Here is a 21545-nt window from a genome sequence, read left to right as displayed (position 1 = left end):
CAATAAAAACACCTGAACTTTGTTTAGTTCTTCCCCTAAGCGCCGTCAGATGCTCTAAATGAATTCAACACGCCGCATTCGTTTTGTTTCGCGGCCATAGCGATTTCGACTTGGGGCAGTTGGAGCCAGACAATGACAGGGAGCAGACCGCGCAGCGATCTGAGAGGCTGGCTTTTTGGTGCGTTTGTGGCCTTGTCCCCCAATCTTGCTACCGCGCTAGAAACGACCCTATCCGCCCCTGGTGCATCTGAAGATCTGGTCGACCGCTTGGAAGAGACTTCATCCATCTTCACCTCGGAATCGCGTGGTCTTGATACGTCACTGGAAATACTGTCGGCAGCTTTGTCCGACTACCGCACCATCGTTCAGATCATGTACGACGAAGGCTATTTCAGCCCCGTCGTCAGCATCAAGCTTGACGGGCAGGAAGCCGCCAAAATCAATTCGCTGAACGTTCCAGCCCAATTCAAACGGGCGACTATCCTTGTCACACCGGGACGGAAGTTCAAGTTCGGAACGGCTGTCGTGCAACCGCTGGCACCGGGCACGGAACTGCCCGAAGAGTTCGCCACGGGTAAGACCGCGACCACCGGAGCGATCCAACAGGCGGCTTCGGCCGGGGTGCAGGGCTGGCGCGATACAGGCCATGCCAAGGCGGAAGTGGAAGATCAGAAAGTAATAGCGCGCCATGCGCAGGCACGGCTGGACGCGACAATTGATCTGGCTCCGGGGCCAAGGTTGCGGTTCGGCAAAATGATCATTCAGGGCGATACAAATGTCCGCCATCGGTCGATCGAGAAAGTCGCAGGCTTCCCGTCGGGTGAGGTTTATTCGCCTGAACAGGTCCAAAAGGTTGGCACCCGCCTGCGGCGCACCGGCACATTCGCTACGGTTTCGCTCAAGGAACATGAAGAACCCAACCCGGATGGCACGCTTGATTTCGACGCGACGTTTGAAGACCTGCCACCGCGCCGCCTGACCTTTGGGGCCGAGATTGCCTCGCGCGACGGGGTTGATCTTACAGCTACGTGGACCCATCGAAACGTTTTCCGGCGAGCCGAAAGGCTGCGGTTCGAGGCGGCAATCCGCAATATCGGCGGTGCCGAGGATATCGATGGACGCATTGGTCTGCGGCTGGATCAACCTGATCGTCTGGGCCCTGACGACAATACATTCTGGAGCGCCCTGCTGGAACGGCGCAATACCGAAAACTACAACGTCACCGTCGCCTCGCTTGCCTATGGTGCACGCCGCACATTCTCTGACCGCCTCTACGCCGAAGCCTCGGCAGGTTTCCAATGGTCGGACGCGGATGACGCCTATGGCGATGGGCGCAAGTTTCGATACTTCATTCTTCCGTTCCGGTCAGAGTGGGATGAACGCGACAGCAAAGTCAGTGCTACGCGCGGTTATTATCTAGACTCGCAAGTCATGCCCTTTGTCGGGTTCTCCGGGTCGGATACCGGCCTGAGAATGTTCTTTGACGGTCGCGCCTATAACGATCTGGGCACCGCCGGTCGGCTGGTGTTGGCAGGCCGGGTGCAGTTGGGATCGGTCCTCGGACCTCCGGCAGATGGTGTGACTCCAGATTTCCTGTTCTTCTCGGGTGGTGCCGGTACAGTACGGGGTCAGCCATTTGAAAGCCTAGGTATCCCCGTCGGAGATGGTGTCGCCGGTGGCAAATCCTTTCTGGGGCTCTCAGCCGAGGTCCGAGGCAAAGTCACTGACGCAATCTCGTTGGTTGGGTTTTATGACTACGGTGTGGTCGACACGTCCTCATTCATCGGCGGCGGCGCGGAAGAGCATTCTGGCGCGGGCCTTGGAATCCGTTATGATCTGGGCGGCTTCGGGCCCTTGCGCTTTGACCTTGCGGTGCCGGTTCAGGGCGATACGGGTGACGGGCTGCAATTCTACCTCGGGATCGGGCAAGCCTTTTGATGCGTCGCGTTGTATATCCCCTGTTGCTAAGTTCAGCAGCGATCACCGTTCCCATCGCGGCGACCGCTCAGGACGAGGGCGGCAGCATGATCGAGCAGTTTCTGCAAGATACCCTGTCTGGTGATGATCAGAATGTGCGGGTGATCGGCCTTGAAGGAGCTCTGAGTTCGCGTGCGACGATTCAAGAAATCACAGTCGCCGATGACGACGGCGTCTGGCTCACCATTAAAAACGCTGAATTGGACTGGAACCGATTGGCACTGCTGCGCGGTCGGTTCTCGGTCAACACACTATCGGCGCAGGAAATCGATATCGCCCGCGCCCCCGGTACAACAACTAAGGACGCACCGCCCCCTTCAGCCGAAACCCAACCCTTCCAACTACCTGAGCTTCCGGTTTCGATCGAAATCGGAGAGCTGCGCGTCGATGACCTGTCTTTAGGTGAGCCGCTGATCGGCGTCGCTGCCGAGCTTGCCGTGAACGGCAACCTATCGCTGGCTGATGGAACACTGGATACTACGCTGGATATCGACCGACTGGACCGCGCCGGGGACACGATTGATCTGAAAGCAGGCTTTCAGAACGACAGCCGCCAGATCGATCTGGACTTGACCGTAGCCGAAGCCTCAGGCGGGCTGATCGCGACGGCCCTATCCATCCCCGATGCCCCGCCGCTTGAGCTGACTGCAAAAGGCTCGGGGCCGATAACGGATTTTAATGCTGATATCGGTCTAAGCAGCGATCAGCAGCTTCGCGTCTCCGGTCAGGTACGACTGCGCACAGCCGAAGAGAGTGGCAACGCTTCCGATGGAATCGCGTTTACTGCCGATGTCGGAGGCGACCTGACGCCGTTTCTGGCCGAAGAGATGGACACGTTCTTCGGTACCGACACACGGCTGTTTGTAGATGGGCGCACCCATTCTGACGGGGCGCTGGATATATCGGATATCGAGATTACCTCGGAAGCGCTGGACCTCAAAAGCGAACTCAGCCTTGCTTCGGGTGGTGTTCTGAAACTGGTCGCCCTGCAAGGTCGTATCACGCCGCCGGAAGGTGACAAGGTCGTTCTGCCCGTCAGCGGCGGCGATACGTCAATCGGCGCGGCTCAGATTTCGGCCTTGTACAATACCGAGAATGGCAATCTCTGGGACCTGAGCCTGACGACCAACAAGATTGAAACCCCCAACCTGAACCTCGATCATGCACGGATCAGCGGGCAAGGCACGCTAGATCAATCCAGCGGGCTGTCGGTCGATGGCGATCTGCAGGCTGTGCTGGATGGCATTGATCTGACAGATGCCGCACTGAATGCCGCCGTCGGAAATCAGATCACACTGGATGGACAGTTCGAGTACGGCAGCGACCAGACATTGCAATTGTCCGGGGTCGAACTGGTCGGCAGCGACTATACCCTAGACGCTGATGCGTTGATCAGCGGGCTTGCGACCGGGTTGCAGGTTGATGGTACGGCGCTGCTGCAGGCAACCGACCTGTCGCGTTTCTCGGACCTGGCTCAGCTTCAACTTGGTGGCAAAGCTTCGATACAGGTGGCTGGCAAGGGCTCGCCACTGGAACGCAGCTTTGACGGCAAGGTCACGGTGAATGGGCGTGATCTGGTGACCGGGCGTGACGATATTGATCCAATGATCACGGGTGAAACCGAAATCGTTCTGGATGCCAAACGCGACACCGAAGGGGTAACAATTCGCGATTTCACCGTGAATGGCGACGCTCTGACAGCGCAGGCCAGCGGCACGGTCACGACGCCAAATGGCAATCTGACAATTGACGGTCAGGCCAGCGTGAACGCCCCCGATCTGGCGGTGTTCTCAGGCATCGCACAGCGTGATCTGGCGGGCGCATTACAGGCCCGGCTGGATGGCAAAGGCACCGTACAGACGTTGGAATTCGACGGCCAAGCCAGCGTGATCGGAACAAATATCGAAACCGGGATGAGCGAGTTCGACCCGCTGTTGAAAGGCCGGACATCAATCAATCTGGACGGTGCGCATTCGGGCAACCAAATCGTTATTCGAAACGCCACGATCAAAAGTGCTGCTCTTACTGCCGAGGTGGGCGCAACCATCGATGACCCCACCGGAAACATCGCGGTGGATGGAAGCGCCAAGCTGAACGCCCCCGACCTGTCTTTGTTCTCCGGCCTCGCCGGGCTTGATCTGGCCGGGTCGATTGATGCCGACGTCACCGGTCGGGCCGCGCAAAGCAGCAAGGCCTTTGATATCAAAGGCAGCCTGAGCGCAGACGACCTTGCCACGGGTATCCAAGCCGTAGATGCGTTGGTACAGGGACGAACCACGCTGAACGTGGATGCCGCCAACGATGATCAGGGGCTGAACATCCGCACTTTCAGTCTGAACGGAACCGCGCTGACAGCAGATGCATCGGGCCGATTGGATCGGGAGGCCGGTGGCCTCGATTTCTCGGCCATGCTGGACGACATCGGCCGTCTATCCTCGACATTGTCCGGGCCGCTCACGCTGGATGGCAACGTCGCCCCGACAGGGTCCGGTTTGGAAGGCAATGCGCGCCTGCAGGGACCAGATAGCTCGTACGCCAATTTAACCGGAACCGTAGAAACCGGTGGCACCGCGGATCTAAATTTTGACGCCCGCCTGAATCGGGTCGAACGTTTTGTGCCCGATTTCCCCGGAACCGTCGCCGCCAGTGGTACCGCCCGCCGCGACGCCGGGATGTGGACCATCGACGCAAAGGCTAATGGCCCCGCCGATATCAATACAACGGTTGCCGGGACCTTTAACGAAACCAGCGGCGAAGCGGACCTGAAGATGCAGGGCGGTGTCAACATCGGTATCGCCAATGCATTTATCTCTCCCAACAATCTGGCCGGTACTGCCCGGTTCGATCTGGCCTTGAAAGGGGCACCTGCGCTGGATGCGCTTAGCGGAACGATTTCAACATCCGGCGCGTCGATGGCCTTGCCCGATGTGGGACAGACAATCACTGGCATCGGGGGTTCCGTAAACATCGCGCAAAGCCGCGCCACGATTGCACTGCAGGGTGGGTTACGAGCGGGCGGAGGGTTTACCGTCAACGGCCCGATTGATCTGACGCCACCCTTCAACGCCCAGATAACCACAGCGCTCAACAATCTCGTGCTGACAGACAAGCTGCTCTATGAGACCACATTGAACGGTCAGATCGCCCTGACCGGGGCATTGGCCGGTAACAGTTCGCTGGCCGGGCAGATAAACTTTGGCGAAACCAACATCAATCTTGCAGCCGCCGCAGGAGCAGTTGGCGCAGCACCAATTCCGACGATCCAACACCTGAACGAAAGCCGTGCCGGTTTCGTAACGCGGGAACGCGCCAATCTGGTGGAAACCGAGGATGAGACTAAAAGCAACTCGCGCATGTCGCTCGACATCGGATTGCTTGCACCCAAGGCAGTTTTTGTCCGAGGACGCGGCGTGAACGCGGAACTGGGCGGTCGCATACAAATTGGTGGAACTACAACTTCTGTTGTGCCGTCAGGCCAGATTGAGCTTATCCGCGGTAATATCGATATCCTTGGTCGCCGCCTTGCGCTGACTAAGGGTGTGGTCACTCTGCAGGGTGACCTGACGCCATATATCGAGTTTGAATCGTCCTCCAGCACCTCGGACGGCACCGCAACGATCGAGATCGCCGGGCCGCTGGACTCACCCGAGGTCGACGTTTTCTCAGATCCTGAACGCCCGACCGAGGAAGCGCTTGCAATGCTCTTGTTCGGCAACCGGTTCTCAGAACTGTCACCGTTTGTCATTGCGCAGATGGCAGCCTCATTGGCCCAACTCAGCGGCGCCGGAGGGGATACTACCAAAGGGGTGCGCGAGGCCACGGGCCTGGACACTATCGACCTTGGCGCGACTGAGGGCGGTGGGGGCAGCCTTGGTGCGGGCGCATATCTAAGCGACAATCTCTACACCGATTTCACCGTCAATACCGAAGGTGACACCGAGGTGAACTTGAACCTCGACGTCACCGACAGCTTCACGGTTCGCGGCACGGTGGATGGCCGGGGCGAGACGGGTTTGGGTATCTTTTTCGAACGCGACTACTGAAAAAAAAGGCGACCCCAAAGGGCCGCCTTTTTTTTTCAGTTGATTGAAGACTATTCCGCCGCGACGGCGTCTGCGATCTTTTCGACGCGAATTGCCGAGAACTTGAACTCGGGGATCTTGCCATAAGGATCGATGGCCGAGTTGGTCAGGATATTCGCCGCCGCCTCGACATAAGCGAACGGGATGAACACCATATCTTCGGCAATCGCCCGGTCGGCCCGCACCATGATTTCAATCGAACCGCGGCGAGTAGTCAGACGAATCATATCGCCCGGCTCAATCCCCATCAGTTTCAATGTACGCGGGTTCATCGAGCAGTTCGCTTCAGGTTCCACGGCATCCAGAACGTTGGACCGGCGCGTCATCGACCCGGTATGCCAATGCTCCAGCTGGCGGCCTGTAGTGGCGATCATCGGGTATTCATCATCCGGGGCCTCATCCGGTGGGATGACACTGGCTGGCGTGAACCGGGCGCGACCATCCGCACGTGGGAAACCATCGCCGAACACAATCGCCTGACCTGGGTCTGTCTCGGACAGTGACGGGTAAGTGATCGTCTCCGTCTCAAGCCGTTCCCACGTGATGTTGTCGAGCGAATTCATCGTCAGCTTCATCTCAGCAAAGACCTGAGAAACATCGGAATAATCCCAGTTCAAACCGATCCGCCGCGCCAGCTCAACGGTGATCTTCCAATCCTCGCGCGCCTCACCCGGAGGGGTCACGGCGGGCCGCACACGCTGTACCTGACGGTTGGTGTTCGACACGGTGCCGTTCTTCTCATAGAGCGCTGAGGCGGGCAGAATGATGTCGGCATAGTTCGCCGTTTCGGTCAGGAAGATATCCTGCACGATCATCAGTTCCAGCTTGGCCAGTGCGTCGCGCGCGTGATTCACATCGGGGTCGGACATGGCGGGGTTTTCCCCCTGGATGTACATACCCTTGATGTTGCCCGCATAAGCCTGATCGATGATCTCGGTGACGGTCAGCCCCTTCTCGTTCGAGAAGTCGCGGTCGTCATTCCAGACGTTGGTGAACTTGGCCCGAATGCCGTCGTCGGTAACGGACTGATAGTCCGGCAGGAACATCGGGATCAGGCCCGCGTCTGAGGCACCTTGCACGTTGTTCTGCCCGCGCAGAGGGTGAAGACCTGCACCGGGTTTACCAACATTGCCGGTCATCAGAGCCAACGAGATCAAGCAGCGCGAGTTGTCGGTGCCATGGATGTGCTGGCTGACACCCATACCCCAGAAAATCAGACCGGCCTTGGCTTGCGCAAAGGTGCGCGCCACTCGGCGCAGTTGATCCGGTTCGATGCCACAGATCGGCGACATAGCCTCAGGCGTGAACTGGCGCAGGTGTTCTTTTTCGGCTTCCCAGTTTTCGGTCCAGCGGTGGATGTACTGGCTGTCATAGAGCTCTTCTTCCACGATCACGTTCATGATCGCGTTCAGCATCGAGACATCCGCACCCGGACGGAATTGAAGCATCTCATCAGCAAACTTGCGCATCCCAACGCCGCGCGGGTCCATAACTATCAGCTTGCCACCACGTTTGGTGAACTGCTTGAAGTAGGTCGCAGCGACAGGGTGGTTTTCAATCGGGTTGGCCCCGATGATGATCGCCACATCCGCGTTTTCGATCTCGTTGAAGGTCGCGGTCACAGCACCCGAGCCCACATTCTCAATCAGGGCCGCAACAGATGACGCGTGGCACAGACGGGTGCAGTGGTCGACGTTGTTGTGGCGGAAGCCCTGACGGATGAACTTCTGGAACAGATAGGCTTCTTCGTTGGTGCACTTGGCCGAGCCGAAGCCTGCAACGCTGCGCGGGTCTTTGTCGCGCAAGTCCATCAGCTTGGTCGCGGCCAAATCCATCGCCTCTTCCCACGTTGCTTCACGGAAATGGGTATCCAGGTTGCCGGGATCGACGTTCAATCCCTTGGCTGGAGCATCCTCGCGACGGATCAGCGGCTTGGTCAGGCGATGCGGATGGTGAATGTAGTCAAAGCCAAAGCGGCCTTTGACGCACAGACGACCTTCGTTTGCAGGGCCGTTGATGCCCTCGACATACTTCACCTTACCGTCTTTGACCTTGAGCGAAACCTTACAGCCCACGCCGCAGAACGGGCAGACGCTTTCCGTTTCCGAGTCGTAGTCCTTGCTGTCGCCTCGCTGCTGGTCATCCAGTACGGTTGCTGGCATCAAAGCACCGGTCGGGCAGGCCTGCACGCATTCACCACAAGCCACACAGGTCGAAGCACCCATCGGGTCGTTCTGGTCGAACACCACCTGCGCTGTGTGGCCACGACCGGCCATACCAATCACGTCGTTGACCTGCACGTCGCGGCAGGCCCGGACGCAGAGGTTGCAGTTGATGCAAGCGTCCAGATTGACGCGCATCGCAACGTGGCTGTCATCCAACAGCGGGATTTTCTCGGCCTCTTTCGCCGGGAAACGGCTGTCGCTGACATGGTTCAGCTTGGCCATATCCCAGAAGTGGCTGGAGGTGTCGTGCGCTTCCTCAGGCTGATCCGCGACCAACAGCTCCATGACCATCGCGCGCGATTTCTCGGCCCGGTCGCTGTCGGTCTTAACCACCATGCCGTCGGCTGCCGGACGGATGCACGAGGCGACCAGCGTGCGCTCGCCTTCTACCTCGACCATGCAGGCACGGCAATTGCCGTCGGGTTTGTAACCGGGTTGCGGCTTGTGACACAGGTGAGGGATAGTGAACCCCTGCCCCTTTGCGGCTTCCCAGATGGTCCAGCCTTCGGGCACGGTGACATCTTCGCCATTCAGGTTGAAGGTGACGGTCTTGTTTGGGCTTGCATCAAGCATGGCTGTCTCCCTCAGATTTCGTCAGCGAAATGTTTCATGACCAGGCGGATCGGGTTCGGGGCCGCCTGCCCCAGACCGCAGATCGAGGCATCGCCCATGACCTGACACAGGTCTTCCAGCAGTTCCTGATCCCATTTGTCGGCTTGCATCAGCTTGACCGCCTTTTCGCAGCCTGCACGGCAGGGCGTGCACTGGCCGCAGCTTTCGTCTTCGAAGAAGCGCAGCATGTTCAGTGCCGCATCGCGTGCGGTGTCCTGATCGGACAGAACCACAACCGCAGCGGACCCGATGAAGGTGCCATGCGGTTGCAACGTGTCGAAATCCAGCGGGATGTCATCCATCGATGCAGGCAACAGACCCGAGGATGGACCACCCGGCTGATAAGCCTTGAAGGTCTGGCCCCCGGCCATGCCTCCGGCAGCCTCGATCACGTCCAGAATGGTCGAGCCAGCGGGCAGAAGGTAAACGCCCGGCTTTGCGACACGACCCGAGACCGAATAGCTACGCAAACCCTTGCGACCGTTCTTTTCGGTGCTGTTAAGGCATTCAGGCCCTTCACGGCAAACTTTGGTCACCCAATAGAGCGTCTCGACATTGTGCACCAAGGTCGGACGGTTAAAGACCCCAACCTGCGCCACGAACGGAGGACGATGACGCGGCAGGCCTTTTTTGCCTTCGATCGACTCGATCATCGCGGATTCTTCGCCGCAGATGTAAGCGCCAGCACCACGGCGCAGGTCGATATAGCCTTCTTCGACGATCCCGGCTTGTTCGAGCGCGGTAATCTCACGACGCAGGATTTCCAGAACTGCCGGGTATTCGTCGCGCATATAGATAAAGCAGGTCTCTGCCTCGACGGCCCAAGCGGCGATCAGCATCCCTTCGAGGAAGACATGCGGCGTGCGCTCAAGATAGTAGCGGTCCTTGAATGTGCCGGGCTCGCCCTCATCGCCGTTGACAGCCAGATAACGCGGGCCTTCATTCATGCGAACAAAGCCCCATTTCTTGCCCGACGGGAAGCCAGCGCCGCCCAGACCACGCAGGCCCGAGGACAGTACGTCTTCCTGCACCTTCTCCCAATCGCCGCCCTCGCGCAGCTCTTTCAGCTTGGCGTAGCCACCTTCGGCCTCATAGGCCGCGAAGGTTTCGTAGTCGGGCAGGTGCGCATGGGTGTCATCGGCAACAATAGCGGCCCGCACTTTTTCGGGGGTCGCGTGGTCGATGTGGTTGTGACCGATCTCCAGCACTGGAGCGGTGTCGCAGCGTCCCATGCAGGGCGCACGGACAACGCGGACCTGCGAGGCATCCAAACCGTCTTCCAGCGCTTTTTGCAGCTGCTGGGCACCTGCCATTTCGCAGGACAGCGAATCGCACACACGGATCGTCAACGCCGGAGGAGGCGTTTCACCCTCTTTCACTACATCGAAATGGGCATAGAAGGTTGCGGTTTCGTAAATCTCAGCCTGCCCGATCCGCATCTCAACCGCCAGAGCGGCGATGTGGTCGGCGCTGATATGGCCGTGTGCGTCCTGAATCAAATGCAGAAATTCAATCAGCAGATCGCGACGTCGCGGGCGGTCGCCCAGCAGACGTGCAATTTCTGCTTGTGCCTCGTCCGAGAATTGACGGCCTTTGGGCGTGTGCCGCCCCTTGCCTTTACCTGACTTCCAGACGCCCTTTGGCGCGCCTGATGGCTTGGTGTCTAATGGTGCCATGATGCCCTCCGATTGAGGCCCCGTGTCTCATCAGACTAGCATATCGTCAAATCGCATATTTCAATCGCACGATAACGACAGTTTATCACCGCAAAGACGCCATCACTGTGCGTAAGGCCGCGACCGTGGGCAATTCCGGGTCACGAGTGAGCGTGGCCAGACAAATCGGCTTGCTCACCACGGGTTCGATCAGGGACAGCACCCTTGTGTCCTTCAGGTCGCCCAGCGCCCGCACCAGCACGCGTGGAATCACGGTGGCCGCTAGCCCCTCGCGCGCCATGACCATCGAGGCAGTGAATCCGCTGGTCTCGGCCACAATATCCGGGTGCAAGCCCTGTTCGGCGAATATCCGATCCAGAATCCGCCGGTTCTGCATCTGTGGTTCCAGCAGGCTCAGGGGAAACTCGGCCACGCGGGCCCATGGGATCGGGCCTGTCTCATCGGTCATATGCGAGGGAACCAATAGGACATAGGTTTCTTCGTACAAGCGCTGCACTTGCCGTAGATCGGTACCGATACTGTCGCCATAAGTGATGCCAGCATCCAAACTTCCTTCGTCCAACCGGTGCTGAATGGCCGTTGCAGACATTGTTTCAATCCGGGTCACGATACGTGGATGCGCATCGCGCAACCGCTTCGTAAGACGCCCGGTGAAGGCAATCGCTGTAGGGATCACACCCAAAATAAGCGTTCCGGTGATCTCACCCTTTGCAGCGAGCACCTGTTGTTCCAAAGCCTTGGTGTCGTCGAGAATGCGCCGCGCGCGCTGGACAATCATCTCGCCCTCTTCAGTCAGCCCCTGAAATCGGTTTGCGCGGCGAACAATGGAGACACCCAGCCGATCCTCCAGGTTTCGGATTCGCATCGAGAACGCAGGCTGTGAAATCCCGCATTCCTCAGCTGCCTTGGCGAAATGACGATGCCGCGCCAATGCGCTGAGCAATTGCAGGTCGCGGATTTCGATCATCTAGAGCTGTCTCAAGTATCAGGTCAAAATCCAAACTAACCACATTTCTGCACGAGAGAAATGTGCGGGATGCGAGCATCGTCAATTTGTTGGCTGCCACAGGATCAGCGCTTCAGATACATGCAATACTCGGGTGGTTGAGCCTGCCGAACTGCTGTTTCAGCCCAAATGAAACTAACAGGATCGCATCTTGCCACCTGAACGGTTTTGACACTTCGCCTTAACGCGCGATATGCCGGTTTAAAAACAACATAGAGCCAAATTATTCCATGAACCCTACGAGAAACCAAATTGAGGACTTCTTAGTGCGTGAATGCGTCGATTTTGATCCTCTCAATTCCAAAGAAGGTCGTGAGGTTGTTCAATGCTGGCATCAGACATTCGCCGGGAACGTAAAGAAATCAACCGGTTCCTGGATTCACAATCGCATTCGCTGGCATGGTTTCAGTTACGGGTTTCAAATCGCGCGGGCGGGCGATGACGCTTTAAATGCCTATAAGAACCAGTGGCCTGCCGCGTATGTTATCTTTGATGAAGATATCAAATGGTCGTATCGCTGCGTCTCAGAAACATATCCAGATTTCACATCTTTTGGCGCGGATATCTACGTAGCCCACCACAACATGAAGTGGACAATGGCATTCACGCACGAGCAACCCGATATCGGCCCATTCTTCGCAGAAAATCCGAGGTTATAAGCTGAGCAGTGGCTGCTTTGGTGGCTTCTCAGGTGTTGAACAAAAAGTGCATCACATCGCCATCCTTGACGATGTAGCCCTTCCCTTCGGCCCGCATCTTACCCGCCTCTTTGGCACCTTGTTCGCCATTGGCAGCGATGTAGTCGTTATAGGCGATAGTCTCGGCGCGGATGAAGCCCTTCTCAAAGTCTCCGTGGATGACACCTGCGGCCTGTGGTGCGGCGGTGCCGGTGCGGATGGTCCAGGCCCGGGCCTCTTTCGGGCCGACGGTGAAATAGGTTTCCAGCTTAAGCAAGTCGTAGCCCGCGCGGATCAGACGGTCGAGGCCGGGCTCTTCCAGACCCATTTCCTCTAAGAACATCTGTGCCTCGTCGTCTTCCAGAAGGCTGATCTCCTCCTCGATCTTGGCACTGATAATGACATGAGCATTACCTTGCGCGGCAGCCATCTCAGCGACTTTGGCAGAGTACTCGTTGCCTTCGGCGGCCTCTTCTTCGGACACGTTGCAGACATAAAGCACCGGCTTGGTGGTCAGAAGTTGCAGCATTTTCCATGCCTTGGCGTCTTCATCAGACACTTCAACCAGACGCGCTGGCTTGCCGTTTCCCAGCATCTCCTGCGCCTCGGCCAGCAGGCGGTCCTGCTGTTGCGCTTCTTTGTCATTGCCCTTCAGCTTGCGCACCAGATTGGCGCGACGCTTTTCGATGCTTTCCAGATCGGCCAGCATCAGCTCGGTCTCGATCGTATCGGCATCGGCCACCGGATCAACGCGGCCATCCACATGGGTCACGTCACCATCTTCGAAACAACGCAGCACATGGGCAATCGCGTCGGTCTCGCGAATGTTTGCCAGAAACTGGTTGCCCAGCCCCTCGCCTTTCGAAGCGCCCTTCACCAGACCAGCGATATCCACAAAGGTCATGCGCGTCGGGATGATCTGTTTCGAGGACGCAATCGCCGCCAGTTTATCCAGCCGGTCATCAGGAACGGCGACATCCCCCACATTGGGTTCGATGGTGCAGAACGGGAAATTCGCCGCCTGAGCTGCCGCAGTTTTGGTCAGTGCGTTGAAGAGAGTCGACTTGCCAACATTCGGCAAACCCACGATTCCCATTTTAAAGCCCATGACGGCCTCCTGATACCATTCGAGCGCCGCTTCTAGGCAGGTCCGGTGCAATGCGCAAGGCAAAGTGCCTGAACACTGCCGCGAGTCTATTCTGCCACATCACAAAATCGACATCGATTTGTGTTCTTGCGTCCATTGAAAACATGCACCTACATTCCTCAATAAAACCAATACCAACGAACGACGGACATAGTAGGTAAAAATGAAATCCCTTGTTATTCTGGCTTTTGCGCTGACAGCCGCTACTGCAGCACAAGCCCAATCCATCATTTTCGGAGCAGGCTACGCAGATTATTCCAGCGCTGAGAGCGAAGATCAGGCGATTGTTTCGCTGGAATACCAGCATCGCTCTTTCTACGAAGCGACCCGTTTCAGCGCCACCTGGGGTGCGGCCCTGTCTGTTGATACCGACGGTGACACGCATGTTGGCGCGGGCCTGATCGGGCTTTACACTTTTGCGGACCGTTGGTTCATCGAGGGCAGTGTCATGCCGGGATACTATAGTGAATCCAACGAACTGAATGATCTGGGCGGCAGTTTTCAGATACGTAGCTTACTGGGCCTTGGCTATACGCTGGAAAGCGGCAACAAACTGTCTGCCGCTATCACTCATATATCCAACGCCAGCACGCAGGAAGACAACCCAGGCGTAAACGCACTTTTGCTGAGATACCATTACGCCTTCTGATCGGAAGCCCACCAAGCGGGATTGATTTTCAGCGAAAGTTTCTGCACATCAGGTCCAAACCCGAGTGCAAGGATTTCCGATGACCCGTATCGACGCCAAATTCGCCGCCCTGAAGGAACAGGGCAAAAAGGCATTTGTAGCTTATGTCATGGCCGGGGATCCCGACTACGACACATCGCTGGAGGTCGTGAAGGGTTTGCCCGGCGCAGGTGTCGACGTCATCGAGTTGGGCCTGCCCTTTACCGATCCGATGGCCGATGGCCCGACCATTCAGGCTGCTGGCCAACGGGCGTTGGATGGTGGAATGACATTGCAACGCACTCTGGATTTGGCCCGCGCCTTTCGTGAATCCGATGACACCACACCGATCGTGCTGATGGGATATTACAATCCGATCTACAGCCGAGGTGTCGAGAAATTTCTGGCAGATGCAAAATCAGCGGGGATCGACGGGCTGATCGTCGTCGACCTGCCCCCCGAAGAGGACGAAGAGCTTTGTCTGCCCGCGCAAGCTGCAGGGCTGAACTTCATCCGCTTGGCGACGCCGACGACCGATGACCAACGCTTGCCTCGCGTACTGCAAAACACATCCGGATTTGTGTATTATGTATCGATTACCGGCATAACCGGTGCTGCTGAAGCGCAGGCAACCGATGTTGGGCCCGAGGTCGCTCGGATCAAAGCTGCAACTGATTTGCCCGTGATCGTCGGTTTCGGCATCAATACGCCAGAAAAGTCTCGCAACATCGCGAGTGTATCCGATGGCGCGGTAGTTGGATCTGCCATTGTCAGCCAGATCGGTTCCGGAAAACCGGTGACCGAGGTTCTGGATTTTGTCAAAACACTGTCAGATGGCGCGCACTCCGCCTAACAATTTCTTTCCATTTTCAGATGGTTCTTCACCGCAGCAAGCGCGCCGCCTACTGCGGTGTTTTTTTGTTTTGACCACGCGGCAACCAACCGCAGCAAGCGGGCATTGCAGTGTTTCAAAATAATTGGTAAAGAAACTTAACCAATCCTGCGAGAACCTGATCAATGCCAGTCATTACCAATATCGAAGACCTCAAACGGATCTATGAGCGTCGCGTTCCGCGCATGTTTTTTGACTATGCAGAAAGCGGCAGCTGGACCGAACAAACCTTCCGCGAGAACACGTCGGATTTCGAAGATATCCGCCTGCGCCAACGGGTCGCCGTAGACATGACAGGGCGCTCGACCGCATCGCAGATGATCGGGCAGGATGTATCCATGCCCGTTGCATTGGCTCCGGTAGGCCTGACAGGAATGCAACACGCGGATGGCGAGATCAAAGCGGCCAAAGCCGCCGAAGCCTTTGGTGTACCCTTCACACTGTCGACCATGTCGATCAATTCGATCGAAGATGTCGCTGAAAACACTTCGGCCCCTTTCTGGTTTCAGCTCTACACCATGAAAGATCAGGACTATGTCGGGCGACTTATCCAGCGCGCGAAGGATGCGAAATGCTCGGCCCTTGTCATTACGCTTGATCTGCAAATCCTTGGCCAACGACACAAGGACCTGAAAAATGGCCTATCTGCGCCGCCAAAGCTGACCCCCAAAACCATCGCCAACCTGATGACGAAATGGGCCTGGGGCATCGAGATGCTAGGTGCCAAGCGCCGAGAATTCGGGAATATCGTCGGTCATGTCGATAGCATCACAGATACACGCTCGCTCGGCACATGGACCGCCGAGCAATTCGATCCCAGCCTCGACTGGGGCAAAGTCGAGAAGCTGATGGAACAATGGGGCGGCAAGGTGATCCTTAAGGGCATACTCGATGCCGAGGATGCCAAAATGGCTGCCAAGCTGGGCGCAGATGCAATTGTTGTCTCAAACCATGGTGGACGGCAGCTGGATGGCGCGCTCAGTTCGATCCGGGTTCTGCCCGAGATCATGGATGCCGTCGGCAGTGATGTCGAAGTGCATCTGGATAGCGGCATCCGTTCAGGGCAAGACGTGCTGAAAGCTCTGGCGCTTGGGGCCAAAGGCACCTTTATTGGTCGCGCCTTTGTCTATGGGCTAGGTGCAATGGGTCAGAAAGGCGTGACAACGGCATTGGAAGTGATCCAGAAAGAGCTCGATACAACGATGGCACTTTGCGGTGAACGTAACGTAGCCGATCTTGGGCGCCACAATCTTCTAGTCCCCGAAGACTTTGGCGGTCGCTGGCAGGCTTGATCCTACGCCTCCCACGTAGATGGAGACGCCGCATGGCCGCCCATTGAGCGTCTCGTTCAAGGTACTTGCAGCCAGATGAAGCAGAGGATCCGTCCTTCATCTGGCCGTAAATACCTCGGAGCGCGAGGCAGAGCCTCGCAAAATTTCTCGGGCTACAAAAAGCCCTTTCCAAACCAACTGAATCAAGCTAAGGACGCGGCTTCACGCGGGCATACAGCCTTGGAGGATGCCCGCCCTAACATTGGAGAATTATCATGGCTGGAGAGATTCCTGATCTCGTAGCTCTGGAACGGACGGGGACAGGCAAGGGCGCCGCTCGTCAAGCACGCCGCGATGGCATGGTTCCGGGCATTGTTTTTGGTGGCGATAAAGAGCCGCTGCCGATCCAGATCCCGTTCAACGTACTGTTCAAGCGCCTGAAAGCAGGCCGGTTCAAGTCGACCCTGTGGAACCTGAAAGTCGAAGGTCACGAAGACGTGCGCGTCATCTGCCGCGATGTCCAGCGTGATGTTGTCAAAGACCTGCCGACCCACCTGGACCTGATGCGCCTGCGTCGGACCACCAAGATCGCACTGTTCATCCCCGTTGAATTCATCAACGAAGAAGAAGCCCCCGGCATCAAAAAGGGTGGCGTTCTGACCGTTGTCCGCCCCGAGGTTGAACTGCTCTGCACCGCTGGTGACATTCCTGAGAAGATCACCGTTGATCTGACCGGCATGGAAATCAACGACGTTGTCACCATCTCTTCGGTTGTGCTGCCCGAAGGCACCAAGCCCACCATCGATCGTGACTTCGTGATCGCCAACGTCTCGGCCCCCACCGGTCTGTCGACCAGCGACGACGAAGAGGGTGATGAGGAAGAAGTGGCTGCAGATGAAGTTGAAGTCATCGGCCAGGAAGAAGAATAAATCCGGATCAAATCCAGATTTGAAACGGGGCGCCATCTGGGGCCCCGTTTTCTTTTGCGTGTACGGGGCTGGAAAACATCCCCTGATCCATGCAATGAGATAACGACGCGAGACTGTAAGGGACAAAGCGATGAAACTGTTTGTCGGTTTGGGAAATCCGGGATCAAAATACGCTCGCAACCGGCACAATATCGGCTTCATGGCGTTGGAGCGAATTGCCGAAGATCACAACTTTGGTCCGTGGAAGTCCAAGTTCCAGGCTGAAATTGCCGAAGGACGTCTAGGCGGCCAAAAAGTGCTGCTGGTCAAGCCGCAAACCTTCATGAACCGCTCAGGCCAATCGGTGGGAGAGGCAATGCGCTTCTACAAGCTCGACTCGACGGACGTGACCGTCTTTCATGATGAGCTGGACTTGGCACCCGGTAAAGTGCGCGTTAAGGCAGGCGGTGGCCACGCAGGCCATAACGGGTTGCGGTCGATCCACGACCATATCAGCCCGGCCTATGATCGCGTGCGGCTGGGTATCGGTCATCCGGGCCGCAAAGAAATGGTCTCGCCTTATGTTCTAAGCGACTTTGCAAAGGCGGATGCGGACTGGCTGGATGACGTGCTGCGCGGCGTCTCGGACGGTGCCACCTATCTTGCCGATGACGAAAGCGGGAAATTCATGAATGCCGTTGCCCTGCGCACTGCTCCACCCAGATCATCGAAGCAGCCCACTAAACCTGAAACGCCCCCCAAAGCTGCCGCCGAAGCCGTTTCAGCGCCCGATGAGCGTTCGGCCATGCAAAAGCTGCTGGATAAATTCAGATAATCATTCCGCAACGTTGCGCTTGCGCAAAGCCTCAGGCCAAAGTCCAATGTCAGAGGCAAAGGGAGGTGTCGAATGAAAACAGCGCTCAGATGGCTGCTGCGTATCCTGTTGACCTTGGCATTGGCAGCGGCGGTTGTCGGATTTTGGAAACGCGAGGAAATCCAGCGCCTGATGGCGGTGAATTCGCTGTTTTCAGAAGAAAAGATCGTCCACAACTTTTCGCATATGGACGAAGCCTTTCTGACGGTCACTCTGCCGCGTGGCGATGGCCCGACCTGGGAGCTGCCGTATGGGCCTGGCTTCGATCTTCCCGATGGAACAGAACAGTGGATCGAAGATCGCTCGGTAACATCCCTGTTGGTGATGCAGGACGGAGAAATTCGTTTCGAAGAATACTATCTGGACACCGGGCCGGATGATCGCAGGATCTCGTGGTCAATTGCTAAAAGCTATCTGTCTGCCTTGTTCGGTATTTTGCTGGATGAAGGCGCGATCAACTCGCTCGACGATCCGGTTGTGCAATACGCACCTGACCTCAAGGGCAGCGCCTATGAGACCGCCACGATCCGCAACGTGTTGAACATGGCCAGCGGCGTGACCTTTGACGAGGATTATCTGGACTATAATTCCGACATCAATCGCATGGGCCGCGTCGTGGCGCTGGGAGGTGAGTTGGACGACTTCGCGGCTTCGTTGAAGGACAGTTTCGTCGCGCCGGGTGAAACATGGCAATATGTGTCGATCGATACTCATGTGATCGGAATGGTCATCCGGGGGGCAACAGGACGCAGCGTTGCAGAGTTACTGACCGAGAAAGTGATCACACCGCTGGGATTGGAGCGAGAAGGCTACTACATCACCGATGGAGCAGGCGTTGCATTTGTTCTGGGTGGTCTCAACTTCACAACGCGCGATTTTGCCCGGTTCGGGCAGTTGATTTTGCAGGATGGCGAACGCGATGGACTGCAGATTGTACCCGCGGATTGGATCGACGCCGCTACTTGGCCAAGCGCACCGACCGAACCGGGCAAGATAGGGTATGGCTATCAATGGTGGATTCCGATCGGTGCCCATGAAGGTGAATTCATGGCGCGGGGCGTGTATGGGCAGTACATTTACTTCGACCAGCCACGTGGTGTTCTGATTGTCACGACGGGCGCAGACCGAAAGTTCCGCGATCCCGGTGTCGGTGAGCAGAACATAGAAATGTTCCGCAAAATTGCGCGAAGCCTGTAAGATACCATCATGCAGAAGCAAGACAGCATCAATGTTCTGGGCGGCGTGCTCGCGCCTTGCTCGCGCAAACCATTAACCGGTTTCTTTCGCGACGGCGCCTGCAACACCTGCCCCGAGGATCAGGGAAGCCATACGGTCTGCGCCGTGATGACGGCAGAGTTTCTGGCATATTCGAAATATGTCGGAAATGACCTGAGCACACCCCGGCCTGAATTCGATTTTCCTGGGCTCAAGCCTGGTGATCGCTGGTGCTTGTGTGCGGGGCGCTTTTTGCAAGCCCATGACGAGGGATGCGCGCCCAAGGTGCACCTTGAAGCCACGCACCAGAGGGCGCTGGATATCGTACCTCTCCATATTCTAAAAATGCAGCGCGCTGAAGACGAGCACTAGATGGCGATCGCCCGATATCCGCGAGACGTGCGCGACGGCGGCCCGGTTGGAAAGCCATGCTCGGCCTGCAGATCCCAGCCCGAACGCGCGAGCATCTCCGCCACAATATCCGGTCGATAGGTTCGGTGCCGCCATTGGAACCAGATGATCACATTACACCAATGTGGCTTGCTGACAACCAACCAAAGCGTTGCACCCGGTTCAGCCAGATCGCGCATGCGGCGCAAAGCTTCTGTCGGATCAACGCAATGCTCCAGAACATGCGCAGCCAACAGGCAGTCAAAACGGGATGCCGGATGGAACTCTTCCAAGCGCGATTGGACAGTCTCGGCGTTTCCACCGCGCCGTTGCAACGCTGACCCTGCCAGTTGCAGCATTCGGGCCGAAGGTTCCAAAAGCGTCACATGCCCTTCGCGCCGGATCACGGCGCGTGCTTCGGCAAAGGCTCCCGTACCGCACCCGATATCCAGTGCGTTACGGCCCAATTCGACCTGCGGGTCCGAGGATAGAAAACCCAGATAGGCATCGAAATACCCCAGCAGACGCATCTTGTCTGCCCAGCCCGGGGCGGCCTGATCGTATTTCTGGTCAAGTCGGTCGGGTCCGGCCTTTGAGGAAACACTGCACATGCAATGCAAACTGGCACAGTTCCTCAAAGGCGCAAAGCCTGTTGGGCCTGATCAGTCCGCTGCGCGACCTTCGGTATCCGACATATCAAAGTTCAGGTACCGTGCGACGGTCTGCACATCCTTATCCCCCCGGCCACACATATTCATGCAGATCAGGTGGTCCTTGGGCAATTCCGGCGCGATTTTCATAACATGCGCCAGCGCATGGCAGGGCTCCAGCGCAGGGATGATACCTTCGGTGGCGCAGCACAACTGGAACGCTTCAAGCGCTTCTTTATCCGTGATCGAGACATAGTTGGCGCGACCGATGTCGTGCAGCCAGGAATGCTCGGGGCCAATGCCAGGATAGTCCAGACCGGCCGAGATCGAATAGCCTTCGAGAATCTGCCCGTCATCATCCTGCAGCAGATAAGTGCGGTTGCCGTGCAGCACGCCCGGACGACCTCCGGTCAATGAGGCGCAATGCTCCATCTTCTCGTTCACGCCCTTGCCGCCCGCTTCAACACCGATGATATTCACATCCTTGTCGTCGAGGAACGGGTAGAACAGGCCCATCGCATTCGAACCACCTCCGATGGCGGCGATGATGGTGTCGGGCAAACGGCCCTCGGCCTTTTGCATCTGTTCCTTGGCTTCCTTGCCGATGATCGACTGGAAGTCGCGTACCATCGCCGGGTAAGGATGCGGGCCAGCAACGGTGCCGATGCAATAAAAGGTATCGCGCACATTGGTCACCCAGTCGCGCAGTGCGTCATTCATCGCATCTTTCAGCGTACCCCTGCCGGATGTCACCGGGATCACTTCGGCTCCCAGCAGGCGCATACGGAACACGTTCGGGGCCTGGCGCTGAACGTCATGGGCACCCATGTAGACAATGCACTTCAGGCCGAACTTGGCGCAGACGGTGGCTGTGGCCACGCCGTGCTGCCCTGCCCCGGTCTCGGCGATGATCCGGGTCTTTCCCATGCGCCGCGCCAGAATGATCTGGCCCAGCACATTGTTGATCTTATGCGCGCCGGTGTGGTTCAGTTCGTCACGCTTCAAGTAAATCTTTGCGCCGCCCAGATGTTCGGTCAGGCGTTCCGCGTAGTAGAGCGGCGAAGGGCGGCCCACGTAGTTTGCCCACAGATCGTCCATCTCGGCCCAAAATGTGGGGTCATCCTTGGCTTTGTCATATTCCTCTTCCAGTGACAGTATCAGCGGCATCAGCGTTTCGCTGACAAAGCGCCCGCCGAAGATGCCAAAGCGGCCTTGTTCATCGGGGCCGGACATGAAGGAATTAAAAAGATCGTTGGCCATGGAAGTCTCCCTCGTC

General features: G+C 57.3%; 16 protein-coding genes. 10 read left to right on the top strand and 6 right to left on the bottom strand.

Translation table 11 applies throughout. From position 1 onward, the window contains the following. The first annotated feature begins 132 nt into the window (after positions 1 to 132). Complete coding sequence (locus tag ACR0NE_RS11930; protein ID WP_170596961.1) at positions 133 to 1938, top strand: BamA/TamA family outer membrane protein; 1806 nt, start codon at positions 133 to 135, stop codon at positions 1936 to 1938. After that, entirely contained in the window at positions 1938 to 6020 is a 4083-nt protein-coding gene (locus ACR0NE_RS11925) for a translocation/assembly module TamB domain-containing protein (protein ID WP_170596960.1), read from the top strand. The genes ACR0NE_RS11930 and ACR0NE_RS11925 overlap by 1 nt, the downstream gene beginning before the upstream one ends. Positions 6021 to 6070: 50 nt before the next feature. Here the strand turns inward: ACR0NE_RS11925 and fdhF are convergent, their stop codons facing one another. The 3 genes from fdhF to ACR0NE_RS11910 all read right to left on the bottom strand — a co-directional run bounded on the left by fdhF (position 6071) and on the right by ACR0NE_RS11910 (position 11539). Next, complete coding sequence (fdhF, locus tag ACR0NE_RS11920) at positions 6071 to 8857, bottom strand: formate dehydrogenase subunit alpha (protein WP_170511339.1); 2787 nt, start codon at positions 8855 to 8857, stop codon at positions 6071 to 6073. Between the two features lie 11 nt (positions 8858 to 8868). Beyond that, entirely contained in the window at positions 8869 to 10572 is a 1704-nt protein-coding gene (locus ACR0NE_RS11915) for an NAD(P)H-dependent oxidoreductase subunit E (RefSeq protein WP_170596959.1), read from the bottom strand. Positions 10573 to 10657: 85 nt separating this feature from the next. Beyond that, positions 10658 to 11539: a LysR family transcriptional regulator gene (locus ACR0NE_RS11910; protein ID WP_170404498.1), complete on the bottom strand. Its 882-nt coding sequence runs from the start codon at positions 11537 to 11539 to the stop codon at positions 10658 to 10660. A 269-nt stretch (positions 11540 to 11808) separates the two neighbouring features. Between ACR0NE_RS11910 and ACR0NE_RS11905 the strand changes: the two genes are divergently transcribed. Next, positions 11809 to 12237 carry a DUF4275 family protein gene (locus ACR0NE_RS11905; protein ID WP_170596958.1) on the top strand — a complete coding sequence of 143 codons (429 nt, stop codon included), beginning with the start codon at positions 11809 to 11811 and terminating at the stop codon, positions 12235 to 12237. Positions 12238 to 12265: 28 nt separating this feature from the next. Here ACR0NE_RS11905 and ychF read toward each other — a convergent pair whose 3' ends face one another. Beyond that, complete coding sequence (ychF, locus tag ACR0NE_RS11900; RefSeq protein WP_170511460.1) at positions 12266 to 13363, bottom strand: redox-regulated ATPase YchF; 1098 nt, start codon at positions 13361 to 13363, stop codon at positions 12266 to 12268. 202 nt (positions 13364 to 13565) lie between these two features. Here ychF and ACR0NE_RS11895 point away from each other — a divergent pair, with 202 nt between their 5' ends. The 7 genes from ACR0NE_RS11895 (at position 13566) to ACR0NE_RS11865 (ending at position 19601) form a co-directional block, all read left to right on the top strand. After that, the gene (locus ACR0NE_RS11895; RefSeq protein ID WP_170511462.1) at positions 13566 to 14051 is read left to right on the top strand and encodes an acyloxyacyl hydrolase; all 486 of its coding nucleotides are present in this window, start codon (positions 13566 to 13568) and stop codon (positions 14049 to 14051) included. Positions 14052 to 14130: 79 nt separating this feature from the next. After that, positions 14131 to 14922 carry a tryptophan synthase subunit alpha gene (gene trpA / locus ACR0NE_RS11890; RefSeq protein ID WP_170511464.1) on the top strand — a complete coding sequence of 264 codons (792 nt, stop codon included), beginning with the start codon at positions 14131 to 14133 and terminating at the stop codon, positions 14920 to 14922. A 164-nt stretch (positions 14923 to 15086) separates the two neighbouring features. Further along, positions 15087 to 16253 (top strand): alpha-hydroxy acid oxidase, encoded by a 1167-nt coding sequence (locus ACR0NE_RS11885; protein WP_170397492.1) that lies wholly within the window; start codon positions 15087 to 15089, stop codon positions 16251 to 16253. A gap of 254 nt (positions 16254 to 16507) precedes the next feature. Then, positions 16508 to 17161: a 50S ribosomal protein L25/general stress protein Ctc gene (locus tag ACR0NE_RS11880; RefSeq protein ID WP_170397494.1), complete on the top strand. Its 654-nt coding sequence runs from the start codon at positions 16508 to 16510 to the stop codon at positions 17159 to 17161. 130 nt (positions 17162 to 17291) lie between these two features. Next, positions 17292 to 17975, top strand: a complete 684-nt coding sequence (pth, locus tag ACR0NE_RS11875; protein WP_170596957.1) for an aminoacyl-tRNA hydrolase — start codon at positions 17292 to 17294, stop codon at positions 17973 to 17975. A 72-nt stretch (positions 17976 to 18047) separates the two neighbouring features. Further along, positions 18048 to 19211 (top strand): serine hydrolase domain-containing protein, encoded by a 1164-nt coding sequence (locus ACR0NE_RS11870; RefSeq protein WP_170596956.1) that lies wholly within the window; start codon positions 18048 to 18050, stop codon positions 19209 to 19211. A gap of 9 nt (positions 19212 to 19220) precedes the next feature. Continuing rightward, entirely contained in the window at positions 19221 to 19601 is a 381-nt protein-coding gene (locus ACR0NE_RS11865; protein ID WP_170397502.1) for a DUF2237 family protein, read from the top strand. Here the strand turns inward: ACR0NE_RS11865 and ACR0NE_RS11860 are convergent. After that, positions 19598 to 20230 (bottom strand): class I SAM-dependent methyltransferase, encoded by a 633-nt coding sequence (locus tag ACR0NE_RS11860; RefSeq protein WP_170596955.1) that lies wholly within the window; start codon positions 20228 to 20230, stop codon positions 19598 to 19600. The two genes, ACR0NE_RS11865 and ACR0NE_RS11860, sit on opposite strands and share 4 nt — an antisense overlap. Positions 20231 to 20281: 51 nt before the next feature. Further along, on the bottom strand, positions 20282 to 21529 hold the full coding sequence (trpB, locus tag ACR0NE_RS11855; RefSeq protein WP_170397508.1) for a tryptophan synthase subunit beta: 1248 nt from the start codon (positions 21527 to 21529) through the stop codon (positions 20282 to 20284). Positions 21530 to 21545: the final 16 nt, after the last annotated feature.

Source organism: Ruegeria sp. C9, assembly GCF_056537585.1.
Note: the sequence above shows the minus strand (reverse complement) of the source record. Positions and strands in the feature narration are given on the sequence as shown.